The sequence below is a fragment of the Streptosporangium becharense genome (assembly GCF_014204985.1).
GTDB classification, from domain to species: Bacteria; Actinomycetota; Actinomycetes; order Streptosporangiales; family Streptosporangiaceae; genus Streptosporangium; species Streptosporangium becharense.
The window spans coordinates 1,804,204-1,823,020 of record NZ_JACHMP010000001.1 but is presented as its reverse complement, the minus strand read 5'-3'; the positions used below and the strand labels follow the sequence as shown (position 1 = coordinate 1,823,020).

The following is an 18,817-nucleotide window of genomic DNA, read 5'->3' as shown; positions in this document are numbered from 1 at the left end:
CCGCGACGGTTGTTCCGGTCTCATCCATAGGGCCTCCGCGCGCGGGCGGGAACGGCGCAGCGAAGTCGTCGAGAATCGACCTGTCCGATTATTCGGGGACGGCTTTCCCGATTTTTTGTTCAGTGCCGTCGGCCGGTGTTCCGGAGACGGCGAGTCTTTGCCGCGATTTCGGTGACGGAGATTTCCCGTTGACGTTCGTCGGACATCGGAAAAGCGACTCGGGATGAGCCGATCCGCCGGGAGCCGGTTCCGGGCCGGTCATGTTATTCCCGCCGTCGCGGCCCGAATGCCCGCCCGGAACCCACTCCGCGTCCCGACGCGCTCCGACGTGCTCCACCGTGCCGGCCGTGTGGCGGCGCACGACCCGTGACACACGGCCTGCCGCCGCGATGCGGTCGTCGGTGATCAGGAGGTTCTCGGAGATCGGCGGCCCGGCTCTCGGTTCCGCCGCATTCAGGGAACCGGCGAATTCGGACGGTGAGCCGGTGACGATCGTCAACCGCGCGTCCGGCGGGACGGTGACGGGGTGAAAGAGCACGACATCGCCCCCCGAACCCGGCAGGAGTGCAGATATGTCGCCTCTCGTGGGCGAGCATGGCTTTCGACGTCGCGCCGGGCCCGAGATCCCTCTTCCATCGCAGGAGAGACTGGAGAAAACGGCCATGCCCTCCACCGTCCTGTAGCCCCGGACGCGTGGTGATGTGCCGGGCATCTGTGTTCCCACACGAAGAAGCAGTATGTGGTGGCTGTTCGCGTGTTTTACGGATTGTCGGGGAGTTCCCGCCGTCCCTCTCGCGGGCGCCTCTAAAGATCATCCGGAGACGCCCACGGATGCCGCCAGGCCCGAGGGGCACCTCGCGCGGGGTCGACCCGGGCGGCCTGGCCGCCGACCCCGTCGCTCCGGCCTGCGTCCGCCGTCCGCGTCCGGCGTCACGACTCCGGTGTCATCGGGACGGGCGTGGACGTTCGGCGCGTTCGCGGAGCATGTCTCGTGCGGCGCCCGAGCCGAACGCCCATGCGCCGGTGCCCGCGTGGCGCGCACCGGCTCCGCCTCGTGGAGCGGTCACCGGTGGAAGCCTTCCGTACCGGTGTATGAACAGGGTCTTGTCCGCTCCTGTGTTCTATGGGCAAGCTGAGTCGTCGATCAGTCCGGGCCGTTCCAGCCCAGGTTGATCTCGTTCTCCCAGTGCAAAGAGTACTCACCGGGGTCTTTCGGAGGGGCAGACGAATCAGCACTCGCGGTCGTAACATTGCCAGTGATGGCAAAAGAGGCCGCAAATAGCGCGGAGAGGGCAGACAAGGCAAGACGTCGGCGCACGGGGAGACTCCTGTCGTGGGTTCTGCTGTTCAAATGATATCTTTCAAGGGGTAACGTGACTGGTCAAGACTTGGTCGGGCAGCGCATCAAGATCGTTCGTCGTCAGCGCGGTCTTTCTCAGGCGCAGCTCGCTCACCCCGAACTTTCTGATAGTTACGTATCCCTTATCGAGAGCGGTAAGCGTACTCCGACGCCGGCCGTGCTGGAGCTGCTGGCCGAGAAGCTCGACTGTTCCCTCACCTATCTGGTCAACGGTGTGACGGCCGAGCAGATGCAGGAGATCGAGCTCGCGCTCGGTTACGCGCGGCTCGCCATGGAGAACGGCGAGGTCGCCGAAGCCCGCACGCGCTACGCCGAGCTTCTCGCCGACGACTCCCTGGCCGGCCTGCCCCAGCTGCGGCAGGACGCCGAGTACGGCCTGGCCCTCGCGACCGAGGCCTGCGGCGACCTGGAGCAGGCGATCGCCCTGCTCGACCGGCTGCACGAGAACGACACGGGGACGATGTCCTCCGAGCGCCACATCGCGGTCGCCGTCGCGCTCTCACGGTGTCACCGGGAGCGAGGAGACCTGTCCCAGGCGGTGCGAGTCCCCGAGCGGATCCTCGGTGAGGCGGTTCGGCCGGCCTGGACCGACGGCCTGATGAGGCTGGGCAGCCAGCTTCTCATCGCCTACGTCGGCCGCGGTGACCTGCTGCGGGCCCGTCAGTTCTCCGCGGAGCTGCTGGACGCCGCCGAGATGCTCGGATCGCCGCTGTCGCGCACCCTGGCGCACTGGGGAGCCGCGATCGTCGCCGTCGAGAGCGGCCTCGCCGAGGAGGCGGTCACGCACGTCGAGCGGGCCATGGCCATACAGTCCGAGCACGGCGATCCGCGTCGGCTGGCCCGGCTGCGCGGTGACTACGCCCAGGTCATGCTGACCGTGCGGCCCATGGAGGCCGAAGCGTGGCGCGACGTGCTGGTGAAGGTGGAGACGGAGCTGTCGGAGAGTTCGGCCAACCCGATGGACAAGATGCGCTGCGCGATGAACCTCGCCCGCGCGGAGTTGCTGCTCGCCCGGCCCGATCGAGCCGCCGAGCACGTCCGGACGGTCTGTGATCTGCTCGACGGGATGCCGAAGGCTCTGCAGACGGAGGCCCGCCTCCTGTTCGGCGAGGCGCTGGCCGAACTCGGCATGCGGGAGCCGGCCTTCCGGGAGATCCTGATCGGGGTGGAGTTCCTGGCGCAGGCACCGGCCACCCGGAACACCGCCCACCTGTGGCTGACCGCCGCCCGCGTCCTGGAGCGCATCGAGGAGCGAGACCGCAGCGTCGACGCCTACAAGCAGGCGCTGGCCTGCGTCGGGCTGTAGGCCGACACGGACCGGGACGGGGAGGTCGAGACCGGGTGAGGGCGTCGGTAGCCTTGTGGTTGCCATGAAGACTTCCCCAGTCGCGGTCATCCTCGCGCTTCTCGCCGCCTTCGTCCTCGGCACGGCCTTCGCCTCGCCGGCCCTCGCCCACGACCGGCTCAAGAGCAGCGATCCGGCCAAGGGCACCGAGGTCGAGAGCCTGAGCGAGGTGAAGCTGACGTTCACCGCCTCGGTGCGCTTCCCCGCCGTGGTCGTCCGTTCCGGAGACGACTCCTGGCAGGAGGGCAAGGCGACCACCGACGGCCCGGTGGTGGTGCAGAAGGTGCGCGAGGGCCTCCCGCCCGGCGAGTACGTCATCGCCTACCGGGTGGTCTCCTCCGACGGCCACCCGATCGAGGGTGAGATCCCCTTCACGCTGAAGGGTTCCGCCGAGGCCACCCCGTCCCCGTCCTCGCCGGAGGCCGCCGGGAGCGTGTCCGCGCCGCCCGCCCAGAGCCCGGCCGCCGGCCCGGCGGAGAGCCCCGCGGCCACCGGTCCGGCCGGGGGCACCCCGGACGCGGCGATCAGTCCGGCACCCGCGGCCCGCGCCGCGGACGAACCCGGCTCCTCCGGCGGCGTCCCCGCCTGGGCCTGGGTCGTCGTCGGCGGCCTGACCGGCGTCGGCATCGGGCTGTTCCTCAGCATGCGCAACAAGAAGCGGCCATGACCAGGACCGCGCGGCCCGCGCCGGCCGAGGAGCGCGGCGACGGCCGCCCGGTCCGGCTCGCGCTGGCCGGCGGGGCCGCGGCGGTCGGCGCGCTGGTGATCGCCATGGTCGCCGGTGGCGCGGCCAACCCGCGCATCATCCCCGGCCTGCCCGACCAGGGAGTGATCACCCGCTGGGGGCTGCCGCTGTCGAAGCTCGCGATGGACGTCGCGGGCGTGCTCACCGTCGGTGTGCTGCTCACCGCCGCCTTCCTGCTCCCCAACGACAAGGGCCTGCTGGGCAAGCCGGCCCTCGGCTACGTCAAGGCGGCCTCCTGGTTCGCCCTCGGGTGGGCCGGGGCCGCCGCCGCGACGCTGATCTTCAGCCTCTCCGACGCGCTCGGACTGCCGGTCGCCGACGTGCTCGCCGGCAACGAGCTGACCAGCTACGCCAGCCAGGTCTCCCAGGGCATCGCCCTCACGTTGGTCGTGCTGTTCGCGGTGGCCATCGCGCTGTTCGCCCGCGGGGCGATCACCGCCGGTTCGGCCGCCGGGCTGCTGGTCCTCGCCCTGGTCACCCTGCTCCCTCCGGCGCTGACCGGCCACTCCTCCTCCTCGCCCAACCACGACCTGGCCACCACCGGCGTCGCCGTCCACCTGGTGGTCCTCGCGCTGTGGGTGGGCGGGCTCGCGGTGCTCTGCGCGCACGCGCTGGGCCGCCGACCGCACCTGGAGGTCGCCGCCGCCCGTTTCTCCTCGGCGGCCCTGTGGTGCTTCGCCGGGGTGGGGCTGTCCGGCCTGTTCAGCGTCATGGCCCGGCTCACCTCGGTCTCCGAGCTCTTCACCTCTGCCTACGGCCTGCTGCTGCTGGCCAAGACCGCCGCGTTCGCGCTGCTCGGCGCGGCCGGCTGGTGGCATCGCAGGCGCACCATGCCGCTGCTCGCCGCCGGTGGTGCCGGCGCGTTCGTCCGCTTCGCCACCGGTGAGCTCGTCGTCATGTTCGCGGCCATCGGGCTGGCGGTCGCCCTCTCCCGGACCGCGCCGCCGCCGGCGGTGCTGCCGGTCGATCGGGCCTTCGAACTGCTCGGCTACACCATGCCGCCGGAGATCTCTCTGGGCAACCTGGTCTCGCTGTGGTGGTTCGACCTGTTCTCCGGCACGCTGATCGCCCTGCTCGGCGGCTTCTACCTCGCCGGTGTCGTACGCCTCAGACGGCGCGGCGACTCCTGGCCCGCGGGCCGCACCGCCGCCTGGTTCACCGGCGTGCTGATCCTGCTGGTCGCCACCCAGAGCGGCGTCGCCCGGTACGCGAAGGTGCTGTTCAGCGCGCACATGGCCGAGCACATGACGCTGTCCATGATGGTTCCGATCTTCCTGGTGCTCGGCGCGCCCGTCACCCTGGCCCTGCGTGCCCTCAAGCCCGCCGTCCGCCGCGGCGACCGCGGGCCCCGCGAATGGCTGACGACGATCCTGCACAGCCGGTACGTACGCTTCATCACCCACCCGGCCATCGCCACCGCGATCTTCATCGTCTCCACGTACGCGCTCTACTTCACCCCGTTGTTCGCCGCGGCGATGGAGGAGCACCTCGGGCACATCGCCATGACGGTGCACTTCCTGGTGAGCGGTTCTCTGTTCTTCTGGGTGATCATCGGTATAGACCCCGCTCCCCACAAGCTGCCGCACGTGGCCAGGCTGGTCCTGCTGTTCGTGACGATGCCCTTCCACGCGTTCTTCGGCATCGCGTTGATGAGCATGACCGCCGTGCTCGCCGCCGACTGGTACGACCAACTGGGCCGCACCTGGGGCGCCTCCGCGATCTCCGACCAGCAGACCGGCGGCGCCATCGCCTGGGGCTTCGGTGAGATCCCGACACTGGTGGTGCTCATCGCGCTTGCCTTCCAGTGGTGGCGTGACGACGACCGCAGAGCGCGGCGTGCCGACCGCCGGGCCGACGCCGCCGCGGCCCGTGACGGGGGAACCGGCGATGCCCAGCTCGACGCCTATAATGACTACTTGGCCAAACTCAACAAGCGAGACAGCGGACGATAGCCGGACGGCTACCGCTCCGTGTCTCACGGCCACCACTGCGGCGTCCCGGTAGCCTGGTGGGCAGGGGGCCCGTGCCCGCCTCGGCGCGCGCTTCGACGCCGCGCGCCATACCCAGCCACCCAAGCAGCCCGGGGCAGGTGTGGTTGTCATGTGCATCAGGAAGGTTGAGCGGTGTCCGAGGAACTGCGCATACGTGACGGCCGGAGCCTGAGCCTGGCCCAGGCCCTGGAAGAGCGCCTGGCCGAGTGGTCCGAGCGGACCGGCATCGCGGTCGAGATCTGGGCACGGCCGGGCCAGGACGCTCCACCCAAGATCGCAAAGGCCGTCCTGGCCGTTCTCGAAGAGGCGCTCGCCAACATCGAACGGCACAGCCGGGCACGTGTCGTGTCCGTCGCCGTCACCATCGGCCGCGGCGGTCTGCGCATGACGGTCAGCGACAACGGCGTCGGTTTTCTCGGTGTGGCCCAGGGCCGGGGCGTCACCGCCATGCAGTCCCGCTTCGCGGAGCTGGGAGGTTCACTCAGCGTCAGCGGTGTGCCCGGTGAGGGCACCACCGTCACCGGAGTGGTGCCCCGCCGCCGCTAGACGCCTCACGGCACACTCCGGCCGGGGCCCGGCCGGAGCGCGCGAACCGCGACTCCCGCGTCTCCCCGCAGGTCAGGGAAGGGACCTTCCCGCAGGTCGGAGAAGGGGCCTTCCCGCAGGTCAGGGAGGGGTAGGAGCTCGTGGCCGGGGTCAGGGAAGGGTCAGGATCTCGTGGCCGGTCTCGGTCACCAGCACGGTGTGCTCGAACTGGGCGGTCCGGCTGCGGTCCTTGGTCACGGCGGTCCAGCCGTCGGGCCAGATGTCGTACTCGATGGTGCCGAGCGTCAGCATGGGCTCGATGGTGAACGTCATACCCGGCTCCAGGGTGACCGCCAGCGACGGGTCGTCGTAGTGCGGGACGATCAGGCCGGAGTGGAACGTGGTGCCGATGCCGTGCCCGGTGAAGTCGCGCACCACGCCGTAGCCGAACCGCTTGGCGTAGGCCTCGATCACCCGGCCGACCACGTTGAGCTGGCGGCCCGGAGCGACGGCCTTGATGGCACGGCTGGTCGCCTCCCGGGTGCGCTCGACCAGCAGCCGCGACTCCTCGTCCACCTCGCCGACCAGGAAGGTGGCGTCGGTGTCGCCGTGCACCCCGCCGATGAAGGCGGTGATGTCGACGTTGACGATGTCGCCGTCGCGCAGCACGGTGTCGTCCGGGATGCCGTGGCAGATCACCTCGTTGATCGAGGTGCACAGCGACTTGGGGTATCCCCGGTAGCCGAGCGTGCTCGGGTAGGCCCCGTGGTCGCAGAGGAACTCGTGGCCGATCCGGTCGAGCTCGTCGGTGGTGACGCCGGGGGTCACGTGCTTGCCGACCTCTTCGAGCGCCTGGGCGGCGATCCGGCCGGCGACCCGCATCCGCTCGATGACCTCGGGGGTCTTGACGTCGGACTCACCGGTTTTCGGGGTTTTCTTCCCGACGTACTCCGGCCGCGGGATGTGGGCGGGAACCTTGCGCGTGGGCGATATCCGACCGGGCTGGAGCAGTGTCGTCATGGTCCCCCAGTCTAGTTGCGCTTCTCACTGGGCAGGATTGCCGCATGAGTGATCAATGGTGGTTCTGTCTCAAGCACATGGCCGTCGAGCCGGAGAAGGGTTGCCCGAACAAGGACCGGATGGGGCCCTACGAGACCCGGGCGGCCGCGGCCGACGCGTTGAAGGCCGCGGCGGATCGCAACGAGGCGTGGGCGGAGAAGGACCGGGCCTGGGAGGAGGACGACTGACGGCGCTCGCGGCCTCTCGCGCAATCCGCGTCGGCCCGGGGTGTCCGGCCCCCGTGCAGCCCCGGGCCGGCCGCGTTCCCGCGCCGCCCTGGGCGGGCCGCGTCCGCCCGCCCCACGCCCCACGCCCTGGGCCGGTCGCGTCCGCCCGCCGCCCTATCCGCCGACGACGGCGTACGCGCGGACGGGGAAGGTGCCCATTCCCGCCACCATCGGCGGGGCGGCATGGAACCGGAACCCCTCGTCGGGCAACGCGGCCAGCCCCGTCATGTGCTCGACGATCGGGATGCCGGCACCCAGCAGCACCGTGTGAGCGGGACGTTCCCCGCGGGGCGGCGTGTCGTCGATGTTGAGGCTGTCGATGCCGACGAGCGCCGCACCCTGCTCGGCGAGCCACCGGGCCGCGTCCGGTTCGAGGTAGGGGTGGCCGTGGAAGTACTCCTCGGTGCCGAAGTGGCGGTCCCACCCGGTGTGGACGAGCACGGCCCTGCCGCGCACGTCGAGCCCGGCGAACCGCTCCGGGCCGACCGAGGGCAGGCCCTCGGCCCGTACGACCAGTCCGGGCAGGTCGGCGATCGCCTCCAGCGGCACCCCGGCCAGGTCGGGGCCGTCCGGGTAGCGGTGGTGGGGGGTGTCGAGATACGTGCCGGTGTTGGCGACCAGTTCGATGCTGCCGATGTGGAACTCGGTGCCCGGCGCGTAGACCTCCCGGGAGTCCTCCCGGCTCAGGTGCACGCCCAGTCTGGGCGTGGGGACGCCCGGGTAGGTCACCATGCCTTCGGTGATGCGGTGGCTCAGCTCGATCAGACGGCGCACCGGTGCACCTTCCTTCCTGCGGGACGGGCCGTGGCGCGGGCCCGGCCGATGGGGGAGACGGGACAGGACACCGGGTCAACCGCCGGTGGGGAAGGAGAGCATGGGGCCTATGATTTCCGGCCTCGTATCTGAAGCGCAAATCAAGCCCTCTTGATCGCTGCGTAAGCTGACCTGCATGGACATTGATCCCCGGCGGCTTCGCGTGCTCCACGAGGTCGCCCGGCGCGGTGGCGTGATGCGGGCCGCGGAGGCGTTGCACCTGACGGCCTCGGCGGTCTCCCAGCAGCTCGCGCTCCTGGAACGGGAGGTCGGGCTCGCGCTGATCGACCGGTCGCAGCGCCGGGCCGCGCTCACCCCGGCGGGCCGGGTCCTCGCCGGGTACGCCGAGCGCATCGACGAGGAGCTGGCCGAGGCCAGAAGAGAGCTCATCGGTTTCACCGAGCGGCTGGCCGGGCCGGTCTCGATCGCCGCGTTCCCCACGGTCATCCGGCATCTGCTGGTGCCGGTGCTGGGCAAGATGGCCGAGCGCCACCCCCAGATCACGCCGCGCATCCGGGAACTCTACGGCTCGCCCGCGCTGCGCGAGCTCCGGCTCGGCACGGTGGACCTGGCCCTCACCGAACAGGACGCCGACATGGCCGCTCCGGCGCGGCAGTCGATCATCTCGCACCCCCTCTACGTGGACGAGTACCGCATCGTGGTGCCGCCGAGCTGGACGGAGGTCCCGCGTGACGTCGCGGACCTGGCCGACGCCCCCTGGGTGGCCGGCCCGCCCGACCAGGCGTGCGGGCGGGCGATGGAACGGCTCGCCACCCTGCACGGCTTCACCCCCCGCCGGGTGCACTTCGTCCAGGAGTTCCCGCCCACGCTCGCCCTGGTCGCGGCGGGGCACGGGGTGGCGATCGTGCCGTCGCTGGCCTTGCTCGACGTGCCGGACGGCGAGGTCGTGGTGACCGGGATCACCGATGTGGGGGCACGCAGGCTTGACGCGGTGACCCGTCTCGGCCGTGCCCGCTCGGGCGAACCCGACCCGGTGCAGGCGGTGGTCATCGCCGCGCTCCGGGAGGCGGCCGACGAGCTGACCGTACGGCTCGGCGAGCGTTGGACGGCACGCTGAGGACAGCACTCCGAAGACGGCACGCTGAAGGCGGCATCGCCGGAGACGGGGCACTGCCCGAAGCAGCGCGCCGGAGACGGCACTCCGGAGACGGCACTGCGAAGGCGGCCCGCTGAGAACGGCGCCGTGGCCGGGAGGGCGGTCCCGGTTGCCGTCAGTCGGCGACCCGGGGACCGCTGATGCGCTCCAGCAGCGCGGCCAGCCGTTCGCGCAGGCCGCGCCGCCGCTCGACCTCGCCGGCCGCCATGCTCACCAGGTGCTGGGCGCCGTCGAAGGAGAAGGGCGCCCGTTCGGGGACCGTCAGCGCGTCGTGCGCCAGACCCGTCAGCTCGGGGTCGCCGCCGTCCAGGGCCAGGATGGTCGCGCCGGTGCGGCGGGCGTCGCTCACCCGCTCCAGCAGGGTCTGCGGGGCGGGTTCCTCCGCCACCACGAACAGCGTCTCGCCCCGTCCGGCCTCCTCGATCCGCTCCAGCCCGACGCGCAGGTGGGCGGGGGCGCCCGGCGGGGGAGCCCAGCGCACCAGGGTGGGGGCGAGTTGCGGCAGCCCGGAGAGCCTGGCCTCGTCGCCCAGGTGCGCGGTCAGGTGCCAGGGTTCCTCCTGCGGGGTGCCGACCAGCAGCAGCCCCCCGGGCGAGCGCGTCGCGCGCAGCGCGAGACCGAGCTCCCGGGTGCGCTCCACCCAGCCGGTCGAGTCGAGGATCTCCCGCAGCAGTGTCACCGACCTGGTGTCCATGGGCTCCATCGTGCCCCAGACGACCCGGAATGGTCCTCCGAACGGGGGCCTGACATGATCGGAGCAGGCTGAGGACGACGAGGAGTGGCGAGTGAGCACTGACATTCCGGATGTGAGCGGCATCACGATCGGGATCCTGGGCGGGACCGGTGACCAGGGCAAGGGCCTCGCCCGGCGGTTCGCCCTCGCGGGGCACACCGTGCTGATCGGCTCGCGGAGCGCGGAGCGGGCCCGGGACGCGGCGGCGGGCATCGGCGCCGAGAGCGGCGCCGGAGGCGCCGGGGGTGCCGGGGGTGCCGGGGGTACGGTGCGCGGCGCGGACAACGCGACCGTGGCGGCCGAGGCCGACGTGGTGATCGTGGCGATCCCGTGGGACGGGCACCGGTCCACCCTGGAGTCCCTGCGGGCCGAGCTGGCCGGGAAGATCGTCGTCGACTGCGTCAACCCGCTCGGCTTCGACAAGCAGGGGGCCTACGCGCTCCCGGTCGAGGAGGGAAGCGCCGCCCAGCAGGCCGCCGCGGTCCTGCCGGACAGCCGCGTGGTCGCCGCCTTCCACCACGTCTCGGCCGTGCTGCTGCTGGACCCGGAGGTGGCCGAGATCGACCTCGACGTGCTGGTGCTGGGCGACGACCGCGAGGCCACCGACCTCGTGCAGGCGCTGGCCGGCCGGATCGCCGGCGTGCGCGGGGTGTACGGCGGGCGGCTGCGCAACGCCCACCAGGTGGAGGCGCTGACGGCCAACCTGATCTCGATCAACCGCCGCTACAAGGCCCACGCCGGGCTGCGCGTCACGGACGTCTAGGCGTACCGGGCCCGCCCCCGCTCCCGCGTGCCGGACGCTCCGGGAGCCGGCCCCGCGTGTCGGACGCCCCGCGAGCCGACGGTGCCCCGCGAGCCGACGGCGTCGCGTCCGCGATCGCGGCCGGCGGTCCGGGGGCCGGAGGGCGTCAGATCCAGCCGGCGTCCTCGGCGATGCGGACGGCGTCGATCTTGTTGCGGGCGCCGGTCTTGGCGATGGCGCCGGTCAGGTAGTTGCGCACGGTCCCGGCGGACAGGTGGAGCCGCCGGGCGATCTCCTCGGCGGGAGCGCCGCGCGCGGCCTCCCGGAGCACGGTGGTCTCGCGGGGCGTCAGCGGGCTCGCACCGTACTCGACGGCCGCGGCGACCAGTTCGGGGTCCAGCACCCGCAGTCCCCGGGCGGTGCGCCGGATCGCGTCGGCCAGACGGTCACCCGGGGCGTCCTTGACCAGGAACGCCTCGATGCCCGAGGCCATCGCCCGGCGCAACTGGCCGGGCTGCCCCATGGCGGTCAGGATCAGGACCCGGCAGCCGGGCAGCCTCTCGCGCAGCTCCACCGAGGCGGTGATGCCGTCGATCCCCGGCAGGTCGATGTCCAGCACCGCCACGTCCGGCCGGGAGCGCAGCGCGGCGGGGACGATCTCGTCGCCCCGGGTGACCTCGGCGACCACCGCGATGTCGCGTTCCAGCCTCAGCAGCGCGCCGAGGGCGGCGCGGATCATGTGCATGTCCTCGGCGAGCAGCACGTTGATCATGCGGGCACCTCCACCGCGAGCCGGAAGCCGCCGTTCCCGGTGCGTTCCGCGCTCACCGAGCCGCCCAGGCCGGCGGCCCGCTCCCGCAGCCCGGTCAGCCCCCCGCCGTCCGCTCCGGGCTCCGGGGCGCCGTCGTTGACCAGCTCCAGCCGCACGGTGCCGCCGTGCGCGGAGGTGCTGATCGAGCAGGTGGTCGCGCGGCTGTGCCGCACCACGTTGGTGGTCCCCTCGCGCACCGCCCACGCCAGGGCCTCGTCGACTCCCCGGGGGACCTCCAGCCCGGCCAGGTTGGTCTGGCAGCTCACCCCGGACGCCTCCAGCAGGGCGACCGCCCGCTGCACCTCGTCGGTCAGCGACATCGTCCGGTAGCCCCGGGCGACCTGCCGCACCTCCTGCGCGGCGTCCCTGGCCACGTGCACCAGCTCGGTGAGCTCGTGCTCCGCCGCGCCGGGGTCGCGCTCGACGAGCCGCCGCGCGAGGTCGCCCTTGAGGGCGATGGCGGCCAGGCTGCCGCCCAGCCCGTCGTGCAGGTCCCGGGAGATCCGTAACCGCTCGCGCAGCACCGCCGCCTCGGCCAGTTCCATCCTGGCCTGCTCCAGCTCCCGGCCGATGACCACCAGCCGGACCACGCAGTAGATCACGAAGCCGGTCAGGAAGAGCGTGGTGGCACCCTGCAGGGCGTACAGCGGGTCGAAACCCCGCGGGTCGGCGGCCCCGGCGGCGACGAACTGGAGCACGGCCATCAGCACCGTGACGGGCAGGGCGAGCGGCGGACGCAGGCGCAGCAGCACCGAGCCGAGCAGGATGGTCGGCGCACCCCACCACAGCGCGCCGAGCCCGTCCGGCAGGAGCGGGATCGGCGCGTAGGCGGCCACGGCCTGCACCAGGAGCGCCACCCCGGGGCCGCCCGGTTCGGCGCCGCGCAACGCGGCGCGGACGTGCAGGTAGTGGGGGACGAAGAAGGCGACGAGCGCGACCGCGAGCATGGCCGTCCCGACCGGTCCGCCGCCCCGGGCGATCAGGACCACCGGGGAGATCATGAAGCCCACGGAGATCAGGACGATCAGGCCGACGGCCAGCCGCTGTGGAGACACCCGCATGCCGTCGAACCTACGGCTTCCGCGTTTCCCAGCGAAACCAGCGCCGGATCACGAGAAGGGCGGCGACGGCCCAGACGGCCAGCGTCAGCGCCGGCACGGCCGCCGCCCGCAGGTCGCCCACGAGGGTGCCGCCGGCCGCGTACGCGACGCGGGACGCCTCGACGATCGCCGCGGTGGGCAGCAGGTCGAGCACCGACCTCACCCAGCCGGGGAGCAGTTCCGTCATCGGGCCGAACCCGCCCGCGCCGAGCCCGGACAGCAGGAAGAACGGCATGGTGACGACCGCGGCGACCTCGGTGCGCGGGATGATCACGGTGATCGCGGCGCCGAGCAGGCACAGCACCGTGCAGCCCGCGACCACGGCCGTCAGGTACAGCAGCGGGTCGCGCGGCGGGCGCAGGCCGGTCAGCGTGTACAGCGCCACCGAGACGACACCCGTCAGCAGGGTCGTCTGGACGACCAGGTTGGCGATCTCCCCGCCGAGGATGTCGCGGTCGGCCAGCCCGGTGGCCCGCATCCGCTTGAGGAGCAGCTGGTCGCGCCGGGCGGTGAGCGTCACCGCGATCTGGCTGAACGTCGCGATGGTGAGGATCATCGCGAGCACCCCCAGGTGCTGGGCGAGGACCATCTCCGGATGCCCCGGGCGGATGCGGTCCATCATCAGCGGGAGCCCGATGCCGAGCCCCAGGGAGAGCGCCACGGACGTGCTCAGCGCCACCTTGTCGCGCCAGTACAGGCGGGCACCGAAACGGCCCACCGCCGCGAGTTCGCGTGCGGCCACGGTCACGCCACCTCCTTCGCGTCCTCGCGCGCGGCGAGGTCGAGGAACAGGTCCTCCAGGGTCGCCGTGCGGACCTGCAGGCCGCGTAGGCGCAGGCCGCGCTCGCCCGCCCAGCTCAGCAGGGTCTGCGCGGCGAGGTCGGGGTCGGGGACGCGGCACACCGCGGTGCGTCCCTCCATCGCCGTGACGGGCACCGGGAGGTCGCCGGGCGCGACGGAGTCGGGCAGTTCGAAGGCGACCCGGCCGGTCCGGGCGGCCAGGGTCTCGGCCATGCCGCCGGCGGCGACCGCGACACCCCTGTCCATGATCAGCATCGTGGAGGCCAGGTGCTGGGCCTCCTCCAGGTAGTGCGTGGTGAGCAGGACGGTGATGCCCTGCTCGGCCAGGTCGCCGATGACCTCCCAGGTGTTGCGGCGCGCCTCGGGGTCCATGCCCGTCGTGGGCTCGTCCAGGAACAGCAGGTCGGGGCGGCTCAGCAGGGCCAGGGCCAGGTCCAGGCGGCGTTTCTCGCCGCCGGAGAGCTGGCGGACCCTGGTGCCGGCCCGGTCGCCCAGCCCGGCCAGCTCCAGCGCCTCGTCCCGGGGCCGGGCGGCGGGGACGAAGTCGCGCCAGGCGTCCACGGTCTGCGCCACCGTGAGGTCGGGGAAGAACCCGGCCTCCTGGAGCATGATCCCGGTCCGGGCGCGCAGCGCGCCGCGATCCTCGACGGGGTCGAGCCCGAGCACCCGCACGGTGCCCCCGTCGGGCGGCTGGAAGCCCGCAAGCACCTCCATGGTGGTGGTCTTCCCCGCGCCGTTGCGTCCGAGCAGGGCGAAGATCTCACCCTCGGCCACCTCGAAGGAGACGCCCCTGACCGCGGGGAAGTCCCCGTAGCTCTTCCTGAGCCCGTCCACGTGAATCGCTGCCATGCCCCCGATCCTGGCGGCGGGCCCGATCGGGGCACAGTGAGAAATTCACGATGTGCCGGGCGTCCGCCCGCGACAGGCGGGTCTCACCGGGCCGGATCTGACAAGCAGCCCATTAACCGGACATTCTTGACACATGACTGATTACCATCCGGAGACCCGTACCGTTCACCTTCCCCAGCCCACACTGGACGGCAGCCGCCCGATCGCGGTGCCGCTCTACCAGACCTCGGGGTTCGTCTTCGACGACCCGGCCGTCTTCGCCGACGGGATGGGCCGTCCCGACGGGCCCTTCGTCTACGGGCGCCTTTCGAACCCGACGGTCCGCTCGCTGGAGGAGGCCGTCGCCGGGCTCGAGGGCGGGGTCGCCGCGGTGGCCACCGGCTCCGGCATGGGCGCCATCAACTCGGTGCTGCTCGGCCTGCTCCAGCCGGGCGACCACCTCATCGCGCAGAAGGCACTCTACGGCGGCACCGCCGCGATGATCAACGACCTGACCGAGCGGTTCCGGATCTCGGTCTCCTACGTCCCCGAGGACGACCCCGCCGCGCTGCGCGACGCGGTCCGGCCGGAGACGAAACTGGTCTACCTGGAGACCATCGCCAACCCGGTGACCCAGGTCGCCGACCTGCCGGGGATGTGCGCCGCCGCCCGCAGGGCGGGCCTGGTCTCGGTGGTCGACAACACCTTCGCCTCGCCGATCCTGTGCCGCCCGCTGGAGCACGGCGCCGACGTGGTGGTCCACTCCACGACCAAGTATCTGAGCGGGCACGCCGACGTGCTCGGCGGGATCGCCGTCTTCGCCGACGAGGAGCTGCACCGCAGGGTGTGGTCCTTCGCGATCGAACTGGGTGCCACCGCCGATCCCTTCGCCGCGTGGCTCACCCTGCGCGGCATCCAGACGCTGCCGCTGCGGATGGAGCGCCACTGTGCCAACGCCCGTGAGCTGGCGCTGCGGCTCGACGCCCACCCGGCGGTCTCCGCCGTGCACTGGCCCGGCCTGCCGTCGCACCCCTCCTACGAGCTGGCGGCCAAGCTGCTGCCCGACTTCGGCGGGGTCTTCTCCTTCGACCTCGCCGGAGGCCGGGCCGCGGGGGAGCGGTTCATGAGCTCGGTGCGGCTGGCGCTGCTGGCCCCGTCCCTGGGCGGGGTCGAGACGCTGATCCTGCATCCGGCGACCACCTCCCACCGCGCGCTGTCGGCCGAGGAACTCGCCCGGCACGGAATCGCCGAAGGCACCGTCCGGGTGGCGGTCGGCATCGAGCACATCGAGGACCTGTGGGCGGACTTCGAGCAGGCGCTCTCCGGTTCGGAAGGGGCACACGCGTGAGTGTGTCGATCGGGGACGTGGAGCGGGCCGCCGCGCGGATCGCGGGACGCGTCCGGCGGACGCCGGTGCTGGAGGTCTCACCCGGGCTGTTCCTGAAACTGGAGGGGACCCAGCACGCCGGGTCGTTCAAGACGCGGGGCGGGTTCAACAGGGCACTGTCGGCGGGGCGGCTGCCCGAGACCGGGCTGATCGCGGCCAGCGGCGGCAACCACGGCCTGGCGGTGGCGTACGTGGCGCGGAGCCTGGGCGTCCGGGCCGAGATCTTCGTGCCGACGGTCGCCAGCCCGGTCAAGGTCGAGGGGTTGCGCGCGCTGGGTGCCGTGGTCACCCAGACCGGCGCCGTCTACGCGGAGGCGTACGAGGCGTCCGCCAAGCGCGCGGGTGAGACCGGCGCGCTGGACGTCCACGCCTACGACCAGGCCGAGGTCGTCGCCGGGCAGGGCACGGTCGGCCTTGAGGTGCTGGAGCAGACCGGCGGGGTCGACACCGTCCTCGTCGCCGTCGGCGGCGGCGGGCTCATCGCGGGGATCGTCGCGGCGGTCGCCGGCCGGGCCCGCGTGGTCGCCGTCGAGCCGGAGCTCATCCCCACCATGCACCGGGCCCTGGCGGCCGGTGGGCCGGTCGGGGTCGAGGTCGGCGGGGTGGCGGCCGACGCGCTGGGCGCCAGCCGTCTCGGCGACATCGCCTACGAGATCGCCGGCGCCGCGGACGTGCACAGTGTCCTGGTGCCGGACGAGGCGATCGTCGAGGCGCGGCGCGAGCTGTGGCGGACCTGCCGGGTGGCCGCGGAGTACGCCGGGGCCACCGCCTACGCGGCCCTGATGACCGGCGCCTACACTCCCGCCCCGGGGGAGCGGGTGGCCGTGGTCGTCTGCGGCGCCAACACCGACCCCGCCACCCTGGTCTGATCCGGTCCGCCCGCCCGCCCGCGCGGGCGGACCGGACCGGAGCCGGTGGACGCCCCGCACCGGGCCCGCGCGGACGCCCTGCACCGGGCCCGCAGGGAGGGCGGGCCCGGTGCGGGAGCGGTGGTCAGCGGTAGCTGTGCTCGGCGGCCGGGAAGGCCCCCGTGGAGACCTCGTCGGCGAAGGCCCGCACCGCGCGGTCCATCTCCTGGGCGAGGTCGAAGTACTTCTTGACGAACTTGGCGGGACGGGCGGTCAGGCCCATCAGGTCCTGCCAGACCAGGACCTGGGCGTCGGTGCCCGGGCCCGCGCCGATACCGATCGTCGGAATGGACAGCGAGGAGGTGACCCGCTCCGCCAGCTCCGTGGGCACGCACTCCAGGACCACGGAGAAGGCCCCGGCGTACTCCAGGTCCTTGGCGTCGGCCATCAGCTCGTCCCCCGCCTGGCCGCGGCCCTGGACCCGGTAACCGCCGAGCGCGTTGACCGACTGGGGCGTCAGGCCCAGGTGGGCCATCACCGGGATGCCGGCCGAGACCAGCGCCTCGACCTGGGGGAGCACCCGGCGCCCGCCTTCGAGCTTCACCGCGTGTGCCCCGGCCTCCTTCATGAACCGGGCGGCCGTCTCCAGCGCCTGCTGCGGGGAGGACTGGTAGGAGCCGAACGGCAGGTCGGCGACCACCATCGCGCGGGACGAGCCGCGCACCACGGCCGCGGTCAGCGGCATGAGGTCGTCCACCGACACCGGGAGCGTCGAGTCGTACCCGTACACGACCATCGCGGCGGAGTCGCCGACGAGCAGGACCGGAATGCCGGCCTCGTCGAAGACCCGGGCGGTCATCGCGTCGTACGCGGTGACCATCGGCCACTTCTCGCCCCGCTCCTTGGCGGCGGCGATGTCACGCACGGTGATCCTTCGACCGGCCTGGCCGCCGTACAGAGTGGTGGGCCGGCTGATGACGGAGGGAGAGGACATGTGGGACCTCCAGGAAAGTCTCGAGGCGCCCCAGTGGCGTCCCCGGACGGTTCCGATGATGGCACGCGTTCGACAGGTGCAACAGACCCGGGTCGCGCGGTAATCCGGTGGCGGGCACCTCGGTGGGATACGACACAATGCTGGCGGAGGTAAGTAATAAAAATGGCTTTGGACCCTTACCGTCGTCTGCTGGGCATCCCGGGCGTGCGGTCGTTGCTGCTGGTGGGCATGTTCGCGCGCATCCCGTCGACCGCGGTCGCCATCACGCTGACGTTGCACGTCGTGGAGGAGCTCCGTCTGGGCTTCGGCGCGGCCGGCCTGGTGACGGCGGCCGCCACGGCGGGGATGGCCGTCGGCTCGCCCCTGGCCGGGCGGGTCGTCGACCGGCGCGGCCTGAGACCGGTGCTGGCGGTGACGACGCTGGCGCAGCTCGCCTTCTGGGCGACCGCGTGGGCGATGCCGTTCCCGGTGCTGCTGGTGGCCGCGGTGCCCGCGGGGCTGCTGAGCCTGCCGGTGTTCAGCGTGATCCGGCAGTGCCTGGCCGCGCTGGTCCCCGTCGAGCAGCGCCGGATAGGTTTCTCCCTCGACTCGGTGATCGTGGAGCTGTCCTACATGGCCGGTCCGGCGCTGGCGGTCGCCGGGGTGACGTTCATCGGCAGCGTCCCGACCATGGGCCTGGTGGCGGTCGGCCTGGTCGCCTCCGGGACGACGCTCTTCGTGCTGAACCCGCCCATCCGGTCCGCCGCGGAGCTCAAGGAGCCGGCGGTGAAGGTCTCCTGGCGCCAGTGGCTCACCCCGGCCCTGTTCGGCCTGCTCGGCATGACCGCCGCGGCGACGTTCGTGCTGGCGGCCACCGAGCTCGCCCTGGTGGCGACGATGAAGCAGGCCGGCGACACCGCGTGGGTCGGGTTCGCCATCGCCCTGTGGTGCGCCTACTCGCTGCTCGGCGGCCTGGTCTACGGCATGCTGCCCCGGGGCCTGTCGCCGCTGGTCCTGGTCGCCGCCATGGGGCTGCTGACGGTCCCCGTCGGGCTGGTGGGGGGCGACTGGCACTGGCTGATCCTCGCCCTGCTGCCGGCCGGCATGCTGTGCGCTCCGGCGCTGTCGTCCACGGTCGACACCGTGAGCCGCTGGGTTCCCGCCGGGGCCCGCGGCGAGGCGATGGGCCTGCACGGCACGGCGCTGCTCATCGGGGGCGGTGTCGCGGCGCCGATCGCCGGCGCGATCATCGACGGTCACGGTCCCGGCTGGGCCTTCGCCTTCGCCGGGGCCGTCGGCGTGGCGATGGTGCTGCTCGCCCTGCCGTTCTGGCGGCGTACGGCGGCTCCCGAGGAGGAGACGCTTCCGGCCGCCGCCTGATCCCGGCGTTTCTTCGGGGCTCGCGTGGTGTT

19 protein-coding genes are annotated in these 18,817 nt (G+C 72.5%); 10 read left to right on the top strand and 9 right to left on the bottom strand.

Annotated features, from left to right (window positions below):
* Positions 1-88 precede the first annotated feature (88 nt).
* Entirely contained in the window at positions 89-499 is a 411-nt protein-coding gene (locus F4562_RS07790; RefSeq protein ID WP_184542077.1) for a hypothetical protein, read from the bottom strand.
* 874 nt (positions 500-1,373) lie between these two features.
* On the opposite strand from F4562_RS07790, the gene F4562_RS07785 reads away from it, so the two are divergent.
* From F4562_RS07785 to F4562_RS07770, 4 genes are all read left to right on the top strand, one after another.
* Entirely contained in the window at positions 1,374-2,666 is a 1,293-nt protein-coding gene (locus tag F4562_RS07785) for a helix-turn-helix domain-containing protein (RefSeq protein WP_184542075.1), read from the top strand.
* A 64-nt stretch (positions 2,667-2,730) separates the two neighbouring features.
* On the top strand, positions 2,731-3,372 hold the full coding sequence (locus F4562_RS07780; RefSeq protein ID WP_184542073.1) for a copper resistance CopC family protein: 642 nt from the start codon (positions 2,731-2,733) through the stop codon (positions 3,370-3,372).
* Positions 3,369-5,402 carry a bifunctional copper resistance protein CopD/cytochrome c oxidase assembly protein gene (locus F4562_RS07775; RefSeq protein ID WP_184542071.1) on the top strand — a complete coding sequence of 678 codons (2,034 nt, stop codon included), beginning with the start codon at positions 3,369-3,371 and terminating at the stop codon, positions 5,400-5,402. Before F4562_RS07780 ends, F4562_RS07775 begins: the two co-directional genes overlap by 4 nt.
* Positions 5,403-5,573: 171 nt before the next feature.
* Complete coding sequence (locus F4562_RS07770; RefSeq protein WP_184542069.1) at positions 5,574-5,987, top strand: sensor histidine kinase; 414 nt, start codon at positions 5,574-5,576, stop codon at positions 5,985-5,987.
* Positions 5,988-6,137: 150 nt separating this feature from the next.
* Here F4562_RS07770 and map read toward each other — a convergent pair whose 3' ends face one another.
* Complete coding sequence (gene map / locus F4562_RS07765) at positions 6,138-6,986, bottom strand: type I methionyl aminopeptidase (RefSeq protein ID WP_184542067.1); 849 nt, start codon at positions 6,984-6,986, stop codon at positions 6,138-6,140.
* Between the two features lie 44 nt (positions 6,987-7,030).
* Between map and F4562_RS07760 the strand changes: the two genes are divergently transcribed.
* Positions 7,031-7,213: a hypothetical protein gene (locus F4562_RS07760; RefSeq protein WP_184542065.1), complete on the top strand. Its 183-nt coding sequence runs from the start codon at positions 7,031-7,033 to the stop codon at positions 7,211-7,213.
* Positions 7,214-7,366: 153 nt separating this feature from the next.
* Here F4562_RS07760 and F4562_RS07755 read toward each other — a convergent pair whose 3' ends face one another.
* Entirely contained in the window at positions 7,367-8,026 is a 660-nt protein-coding gene (locus F4562_RS07755) for a cyclase family protein (RefSeq protein ID WP_184542063.1), read from the bottom strand.
* Between the two features lie 175 nt (positions 8,027-8,201).
* Here F4562_RS07755 and F4562_RS07750 point away from each other — a divergent pair, with 175 nt between their 5' ends.
* A complete protein-coding gene (locus F4562_RS07750; protein WP_184542062.1) occupies positions 8,202-9,143 on the top strand; it encodes a LysR family transcriptional regulator in 942 nt (313 codons plus the stop codon).
* A gap of 154 nt (positions 9,144-9,297) precedes the next feature.
* On the opposite strand, the gene F4562_RS07745 is transcribed toward F4562_RS07750, so the two are convergent.
* Positions 9,298-9,876, bottom strand: a complete 579-nt coding sequence (locus F4562_RS07745) for a hypothetical protein (protein WP_184542060.1) — start codon at positions 9,874-9,876, stop codon at positions 9,298-9,300.
* A gap of 91 nt (positions 9,877-9,967) precedes the next feature.
* On the opposite strand from F4562_RS07745, the gene npdG reads away from it, so the two are divergent.
* Positions 9,968-10,678, top strand: coding sequence for an NADPH-dependent F420 reductase (npdG, locus tag F4562_RS07740; RefSeq protein ID WP_184542058.1), 711 nt, complete (start codon positions 9,968-9,970; stop codon positions 10,676-10,678).
* A gap of 145 nt (positions 10,679-10,823) precedes the next feature.
* Here npdG and F4562_RS07735 read toward each other — a convergent pair whose 3' ends face one another.
* Genes F4562_RS07735 through F4562_RS07720 form a run of 4 tightly spaced genes read right to left on the bottom strand, consistent with a single transcriptional unit; the run spans position 10,824 to position 14,218 of the window.
* Entirely contained in the window at positions 10,824-11,429 is a 606-nt protein-coding gene (locus F4562_RS07735) for a response regulator transcription factor (RefSeq protein WP_184542056.1), read from the bottom strand.
* Positions 11,426-12,529, bottom strand: a complete 1,104-nt coding sequence (locus F4562_RS07730) for a sensor histidine kinase (protein ID WP_184542054.1) — start codon at positions 12,527-12,529, stop codon at positions 11,426-11,428. Before F4562_RS07730 ends, F4562_RS07735 begins: the two co-directional genes overlap by 4 nt.
* Positions 12,530-12,539: 10 nt before the next feature.
* Entirely contained in the window at positions 12,540-13,316 is a 777-nt protein-coding gene (locus tag F4562_RS07725) for an ABC transporter permease (RefSeq protein WP_184542052.1), read from the bottom strand.
* The gene (locus tag F4562_RS07720; protein WP_184542050.1) at positions 13,313-14,218 is read right to left on the bottom strand and encodes an ABC transporter ATP-binding protein; all 906 of its coding nucleotides are present in this window, start codon (positions 14,216-14,218) and stop codon (positions 13,313-13,315) included. Before F4562_RS07720 ends, F4562_RS07725 begins: the two co-directional genes overlap by 4 nt.
* Positions 14,219-14,351: 133 nt before the next feature.
* Between F4562_RS07720 and F4562_RS07715 the strand changes: the two genes are divergently transcribed.
* On the top strand, positions 14,352-15,545 hold the full coding sequence (locus F4562_RS07715) for a trans-sulfuration enzyme family protein (protein ID WP_184542048.1): 1,194 nt from the start codon (positions 14,352-14,354) through the stop codon (positions 15,543-15,545).
* Positions 15,542-16,453: a threonine/serine dehydratase gene (locus F4562_RS07710; protein WP_184542046.1), complete on the top strand. Its 912-nt coding sequence runs from the start codon at positions 15,542-15,544 to the stop codon at positions 16,451-16,453. The genes F4562_RS07715 and F4562_RS07710 overlap by 4 nt, the downstream gene beginning before the upstream one ends.
* A gap of 124 nt (positions 16,454-16,577) precedes the next feature.
* On the opposite strand, the gene panB is transcribed toward F4562_RS07710, so the two are convergent.
* Positions 16,578-17,426, bottom strand: a complete 849-nt coding sequence (panB, locus tag F4562_RS07705; protein ID WP_184542044.1) for a 3-methyl-2-oxobutanoate hydroxymethyltransferase — start codon at positions 17,424-17,426, stop codon at positions 16,578-16,580.
* 162 nt (positions 17,427-17,588) lie between these two features.
* On the opposite strand from panB, the gene F4562_RS07700 reads away from it, so the two are divergent.
* Positions 17,589-18,785 carry an MFS transporter gene (locus F4562_RS07700; RefSeq protein WP_184542042.1) on the top strand — a complete coding sequence of 399 codons (1,197 nt, stop codon included), beginning with the start codon at positions 17,589-17,591 and terminating at the stop codon, positions 18,783-18,785.
* Positions 18,786-18,817: the final 32 nt, after the last annotated feature.